At 71.2% G+C, this 6480-nt stretch carries 5 protein-coding genes and 1 pseudogene; 5 read left to right on the plus strand and 1 reads right to left on the minus strand.

What is annotated here, in order from left to right; all coding sequences use genetic code 11:
- On the plus strand, positions 1-373 hold a 373-nt coding region (locus ACWEN3_RS38140; RefSeq protein WP_452980838.1), incomplete at its 5' end, for a glycosyltransferase family 4 protein.
- Positions 374-424: 51 nt separating this feature from the next.
- The gene (locus ACWEN3_RS38145) at positions 425-2062 is read left to right on the plus strand and encodes a GMC oxidoreductase (RefSeq protein WP_452980840.1); all 1638 of its coding nucleotides are present in this window, start codon (positions 425-427) and stop codon (positions 2060-2062) included.
- Between the two features lie 19 nt (positions 2063-2081).
- Here the strand turns inward: ACWEN3_RS38145 and ACWEN3_RS38150 are convergent, their stop codons facing one another.
- Complete coding sequence (locus ACWEN3_RS38150; RefSeq protein ID WP_452980843.1) at positions 2082-3878, minus strand: AMP-dependent synthetase/ligase; 1797 nt, start codon at positions 3876-3878, stop codon at positions 2082-2084.
- Positions 3879-4174: 296 nt separating this feature from the next.
- Here ACWEN3_RS38150 and ACWEN3_RS38155 point away from each other — a divergent pair, with 296 nt between their 5' ends.
- The 3 genes and pseudogenes from ACWEN3_RS38155 to ACWEN3_RS38165 form a co-directional block, all read left to right on the plus strand.
- On the plus strand, positions 4175-4972 hold the full coding sequence (locus tag ACWEN3_RS38155) for a metallophosphoesterase family protein (protein ID WP_452980846.1): 798 nt from the start codon (positions 4175-4177) through the stop codon (positions 4970-4972).
- Between the two features lie 132 nt (positions 4973-5104).
- A complete protein-coding gene (locus ACWEN3_RS38160) occupies positions 5105-5548 on the plus strand; it encodes an SRPBCC family protein (protein WP_452980849.1) in 444 nt (147 codons plus the stop codon).
- 44 nt (positions 5549-5592) lie between these two features.
- A pseudogene (locus ACWEN3_RS38165) lies at positions 5593-6408 on the plus strand (ArsA family ATPase); the annotation flags it as partial.
- Between the last annotated feature and the right edge of the window lie 72 nt (positions 6409-6480).

Raw genomic sequence — 6480 nt, forward strand, 5'->3', positions numbered from 1 at the left:
GGTCCGCTTCACCGGCGCCGTCCCCTGGTCGGAGCTGCCTGCCCACTACGGCGCCGGCGACGTCTTCGCCATGCCGTGCCGCACCCGGCGCGGCGGCCTGGACGTCGAGGGCCTCGGCATCGTCTACCTGGAGGCGTCCGCGACCGGGCTGCCGGTCGTCGCCGGGGACTCGGGCGGCGCGCCGGACGCGGTGCTCGACGGGGAGACGGGCTGGGTGGTCCGGGGCGGCTCGGCCGAGCAGACGGCCGAGCGGATCGTCGTCCTGCTCCAGGACCCCGAGCTGCGCCGGCGCATGGGCGAGCGCGGCCGCCGGTGGGTCGAGGAGAAGTGGCGCTGGGACCTGCTCGCCGAGAGGCTCGAAGCGCTTCTGTGAATCCCGGCAGCCGTACTAGCCGGAACCGGAAAATCCGCACATGCTGCGCGCATGACAGCAAAACTGATGCAGCGTCAGCTGACCAGACGCCACATTCTCGGTATGGTCGCGCTCCAGACCGCGGCCACCCTCGGCTTCACCCGCGTCGGCCTGCAGTCGGCCCGTGCGGCCGAGCCCGACGCGGCCGAGTCCGCCCCCGCGATCGTCGTCGGCTCCGGCTACGGCGGCGCCGTCGCCGCCCTCAGGCTCGGCCAGGCCGGGATCCGCACCCTGGTGCTGGAGATGGGCCGGCTGTGGAACACCCCCGGCGGCGACGGCAAGGTGTTCTGCTCCACCCTCGCCCCCGACCAGCGGTCCATGTGGTTCCGCACCCGCACCGAGGCCCCGCTCGCCACCTTCCTGTGGCTGGACGTGGTCAACAAGGCCATCAACCCCTACCCGGGCGTCCTGGACCGCGTGCACTACGACAACATGTCCGTCTACGTCGGCCGGGGTGTCGGCGGCGGTTCGCTCGTCAACGGCGGCATGGCGGTCACGCCCCTGAAGTCCTACTTCGCCGAGCAGTTCCCGACCGTGGACACCGACGAGATGTACGGCACCTACTACCCGCGCGCCCGCGCCATGCTCGGCGTGAACACCATCGACCCGGCGTGGTTCGAGTCCACCGAGTGGTATCAGTTCACCCGCACCTCCCGGAAGGCCGCCGCCAACGCGGGCCTGAAGACCACCTTCGTGCCCAACGTCTACGACTTCGGCTACATGCAGCGCGAGGCCGCCGGCACCGCCACGAAGTCCGCGCTCGCCGGAGAGGTCATCTACGGCAACAACTACGGCAAGCGCAGCCTCGACAAGTCGTACCTCGCCGCCGCGCTCGGCACCGGCAACGTCACCATCCACTCGATGGAGCGGGTGCGGTCCGTCAGCCGGGCGGCCGACGGGTCGTACGTGCTGACCGCCGACCGGATCGACGACACCGGCGTGGTCGTCGAGACCAAGCAGTACGGCTGCACCCACCTGTTCCTCGGCGGCGGCAGCCTCGGCACCACCGAACTCCTCGTCCGCGCCCGGGACACCGGCACCCTGCCCGACCTGGACCCCGCCGTGGGCGCGGGCTGGGGCACCAACGGCAACACCATGCTCGGCCGCGCCAACCACGTCTGGGACACCGTCGGCGCCAACGAGGCCACCATGCCGGTGATGGGCATCGACGACTGGGCCAACGCCGACAACCCGGTCTTCGCCGAGATCGCTCCGCTGCCCATGGGCTTCGAGCACTGGATCAGCCTCTACCTGGCGATCACCAAGAACCCCGAACGGGCGTCCTTCACCTACGACTCCGCCTCCGGCACGGTCAGGCTCGGCTGGACACCGGCCCAGAGCGCGGTGTCGGTGGGCATGGCCAAGAAGCTGTTCGACCGGATCAACCTGGCCAACCTCACGATCTACCGGTACGACCTGTTCGGGTCCACCGGCAAGGTCTTCGCCGACGACTTCACGTACCACCCGCTGGGCGGCTGCGTGCTCGGGAAGGCCACCGACGACTACGGCCGGGTGAAGGGGTACGACCGGCTCTACGTCACCGACGGCTCGCTGGTGCCCGGCAACATCGGCGTGAACCCCTTCGTCACCATCACCGCGCTCGCCGAACGCACGATGGCGCGGGTCCTCGTGGAGGACACCACGCCATGACGCACCGTCAGAGAGGCGACTACTTCGCGTAGATCGCCTCGATCTCGTTCGCGTAGTCCTTCGCCACCACGTTCCGCTTGAGCTTCAGCGACGGGGTGAGGTGGCCCGACTCCTCCGTGAACTGGGAGGACAGAATGCGGAACTTCCGCACCGATTCCGCCTTCGACACCGCGGCGTTGCCGTCGTCGACCGCCGCCTGGATCGCCGCGTTCAGATCCGGGTCGTCGCGCAGCGACGCCGCGGTGGAGCCCGCCGGCTTGCCGTGCTCGGCGGCCCAACGCCCCAGGAACTCCTCGTCGACGGTGACCAGCGCGCCCACGAACGGCCGCCCGTCGCCCACCACCATGCACTCCGCGACCAGCGCGTGCGCCCGGATCCGGTCCTCTATCACGGCCGGGGCCACGTTCTTGCCGCCCGCCGTGACGATGATCTCCTTCTTCCGGCCGGTGATCCGCAGATAGCCGTCCTCGTCGAGGGTGCCGATGTCACCGGTGTGGAACCAGCCGTCGGCCAGCGCCTCCGCGGTCGCGGCCGGGTTGTTCCAGTACTCCTTGAACAGGTGCTCGCCGTGCAGCAGCACCTCGCCGTCGTCCGCTATCCGCACCACGGACCCCGGCAGCGGCTGCCCGACCGTGCCGATCTTCTGGCGGTCCCAGGGGTTGAACGCGGTCGCCGCGCAGGACTCGGTCAGGCCGTAGCCCTCCAGCACCGTGAAGCCGATGCCCCGGAAGAAGTGGCCGAGCCGCTCGCCGAGCGGGGCGCCGCCGGAGATGGCGTACTCGCCCCGGCCGCCGAGGACCGCCCGCAGCTTGCTGTAGACGAGCCGGTCGAACACCTTGTGCTTGACCTTCAGCCCGAACGACGGCCCCGACGCGCTGTCCAGCGCCTTGCTGTAGGCGATCGCGGTGTCCGCCGCCTTGTCGAAGATCGCGCCCTTGCCGTCCGCCTGCGCCTTGGCCCGCGCGGAGTTGTAGACCTTCTCGAAGACGCGCGGGACGCCGAGGACCAGCGTCGGGCGGAAGGCGGCCAACTCGTCGGTGAGGTTCTTGATGTCCGGGACGCAGCCCAGCTTGATCGGCGCCATCATCGGGGCGATCTGCACCAGACGGCCGAAGACGTGCGCGAGCGGCAGGAAGAGCAGGACCGAGCACTCGCCGGTGCGGAACAGCGGGCGCAGCCGTTCCACGATGTTGCCGCACTCGGCGAAGAAGCTGCGGTGGGTGAGGACACAGCCCTTGGGGCGGCCGGTCGTCCCGCTGGTGTACACGATGGTCGCCGGGTCGTCGGCCCTGGCGAGCGAGCTGCGCTCCTCGACGGTCTCGTCCGACACGTCCTGCCCGAGCCGCGCCAGCTCCTCCACACCCCCGGCCTCGATCTGCCAGACGTGCTTCAGGGCGGGCAGCGACTCGCGCACCGACTCCACGGCCGCCGTGTGGCCGTCCAGTTCCACGACGCAGGCGGTCGCGCCCGAGTCGGACAGGATCCACTGCACCTGCTCCGGCGAGCTGGTCTCGTACACCGGCACGGTGACCGCGCCGGCGCTCCAGATCGCGAAGTCCATGAGCGTCCACTCGTACCGGGTACGGGACATCAGACCCACCCGGTCGCCCGGCTGCACCCCGGCGGCGATGAGGCCCTTGGCGGCGGTGTGCACCTCGGCCAGGAACTCCCGGGCCGTCACGTCCTGCCAGGTGCCGCCGGTCTTGCGGGCGATGACGGCGACGTCGGGATGCTGCGCGGCGTTTCTGCGGACGATGTCGGTCAGATTGCCGTCCGCGGGGACCTCGTACAAAGCCGGAAGGCTGAACTCGCGCAAGACTGCTGCTCCTCATAGGGCGCCGGCGCCACGACGTTGTGCGATGCGACGGTGCGGTCCAAGGCTCGGGCGGGTGCTCCGGTCTTCGGTGGTTGAAATCCAGAGCACGACTGGACTGCCCGGACGTTACCCGCCGGTATGGCGTCTACGACAGGGGGGCCCGGTGAGATGTTCGCTGCGTCACACACGTTGGCGTTCCTTCGCGCACAGTAGTCCACGGCTGAACCGACCGGCCAGTAACCGCAGGCCCGGCCGACACTGTTCACGCAGACCCCACACGCCTACGCTTGATCGCCATGGCACCCACACCCTCCGGAAACCCCAGGACACGCGTCCACGTGGTCAGTGACGTGCACGGCAACGCCCGGGACCTGGCCCGGGCCGGAGAGGGTGCCGACGCCCTGATCTGCCTGGGTGACCTCGTGCTCTTCCTCGACTACGCCGACCACTCGCGCGGCATCTTCCCCGACCTGTTCGGCACGGAGAACGCCGACCGCATCGTCGAGCTGCGCACCGCCCGCCGGTTCGAGGAGGCCCGCGCGTTCGGCGCCCGGCTGTGGTCCGGCATCGGCACCGACCGGACCGCGGCCATCGAACGGGCCGTGCGCAAGCAGTACGCCGAGATGTTCGCCGCGTTCCCCACGCCGACGTACGCCACCTACGGCAATGTCGACATGCCGCCTCTGTGGCGGGAGTACGCCCGGCCCGGCACCACCGTGCTGGACGGCCAGCGGGTGGAGATCGGCGGCTGGACCTTCGGGTTCGTCGGCGGCGGGCTGCGCACCCCGATGCGGACGCCGTACGAGATGGACGACGAGGAGTACGCGGCGAAGATCGAGGCGGTCGGCGAGGTCGACGTGCTGTGCACGCACATCCCGCCGGAGGTCCCCGAGCTGGTCTACGACACCGTCGCGCGCCGTTTCGAGCGCGGCAGCCGGGCCCTGCTGGAGGCCGTCCGCCGCACCAGGCCGCGCTATTCGCTCTTCGGGCACGTCCATCAGCCGCTGGTCCGGCGGATGCGGATCGGCGCCACCGAGTGCGTCAACGTGGGCCACTTCGCCGGGTCCGGGAAGCCGTGGGCACTCGAGTGGTGACGGCCGGCGGACCACAAGGGGAGACGGGGTGAAGGCGGCAGGTCGGCGGCGCGGTAGCCTTCACGCTGCACACACGTGCGCAGCCCGCGCACGTGAGACTCTCTTCGGTCCGCATCTGGAGGAGCCACGGCGATGGCGGAACACACCAGTTCGAGCATCACGATCGAGGCGGCCCCGGCCGACGTCATGGCGGTGATCGCCGACTTCGCGCGCTACCCGGACTGGACCGGTGAGGTGAAGGAGGCCGAGGTCCTCGCCGCCGACGTGCGGGGCCGCGCCGAGCAGGTCCGGCTCGTCATGGACGCCGGCGCGATCAAGGACGACCAGACCCTCGCGTACACCTGGACCGGTGAGCACGAGGTCTCCTGGACCCTGGTGAAGTCCCAGATGCTCCGCTCCCTCGACGGCTCCTACCTGCTGAAGCCTGCCGGCGCGGGCGCCACCGAGGTGACCTACCGGCTGACGGTCGACGTCAAGATCCCCATGCTCGGCATGATCAAGCGCAAGGCCGAGAAGGTCATCATCGACCGGGCCCTCGCGGGCCTGAAGAAGCGGGTCGAGTCCGGGGAGAAGTAGTCACCGCGGTTTGCCCCGCGCGCACGAAGGTACCGTTCACCCTCATGCGCACCATCCTGATCACGGGCCCCGGCGGCAGCGGTCGGACCACGATCGCCGCCGCCACCGCACGGCGTGCCGCGGCCGACGGCGTCCGGACGCTGCTGCTGAGCGCGGACCGCACCGACACCCTCGGCACCGCGCTGGGCCGCGCGACAGGACCGACCCCGGTACAGCCCGCCCCCCTCCTCACCGTCTGGCGCCCCGACGCGGGCGCCCGCTTCCGCGAGGACCTCACCGCCTTCCAGACGCGCGCCGCGGGCGTCCTCGACCTGCTCGGCGCCGCCCGTCTGGACGCCGAGGAGGTCACCCCGCTGCCCGGCGCCGAGGAGCTGTCCTTCCTGCGCGCCGTGCGGGACGCGGCCCTCTCCGAGCGCCACGACCTCCTCGTCGTCGACCTCCCGCCCCTCCCGCAGGCCCTCGCCCTGCTCGCCCTCCCCGAGGAACTGCGCCGCTACCTGCGCCGCCTCCTCCCGCCCGAGCGCCAGGCGGCCCGCGCCCTGCGCCCGGTCCTGGGCCGGCTGGCCGGCGTCCCCATGCCCGCCGACTGGCTGTACGAGACGGCGGCCCGCTGGGACCTCGAACTCGCCGCCGTCGAGGCCGTCCTCACCGACCGTGACACCGCCGTACGGCTGGTCGCCGAACCCGGCCCCGCCGGCACCGACGCCGTCCGCGCCGCGCGCCTCGGCCTCGCCCTGCGGGGCCTGCGCACCGAGGCCCTGATCGCCAACCGCACCCTGCCCGAGGCCGCGCCGGACAACTGGCTCGCGGGCCCCCTCGCCCAGCAGCGCAAGGCCCTCGCCGACTGGCAGGAGTCGTACTCGGCTCCTACTCCGGGCCCCCCGACAACCGGGCCTGTGCTGTGGCCAGGATTTCTGTGACGCGGAGGCCGA

It is taken from the genome of Streptomyces sp. NPDC004561 (assembly GCF_053602155.1).

Coding starts and splice junctions, on each gene's coding strand:
- ACWEN3_RS38160 (WP_452980849.1), top strand. CDS start 5,105: ATGGCGGAACACACCAGTTCGAGCATCACGATCGAGGCGGCCCCGGCC.
- ACWEN3_RS38155 (WP_452980846.1), top strand. CDS start 4,175: ATGGCACCCACACCCTCCGGAAACCCCAGGACACGCGTCCACGTGGTC.
- ACWEN3_RS38145 (WP_452980840.1), top strand. CDS start 425: ATGACAGCAAAACTGATGCAGCGTCAGCTGACCAGACGCCACATTCTC.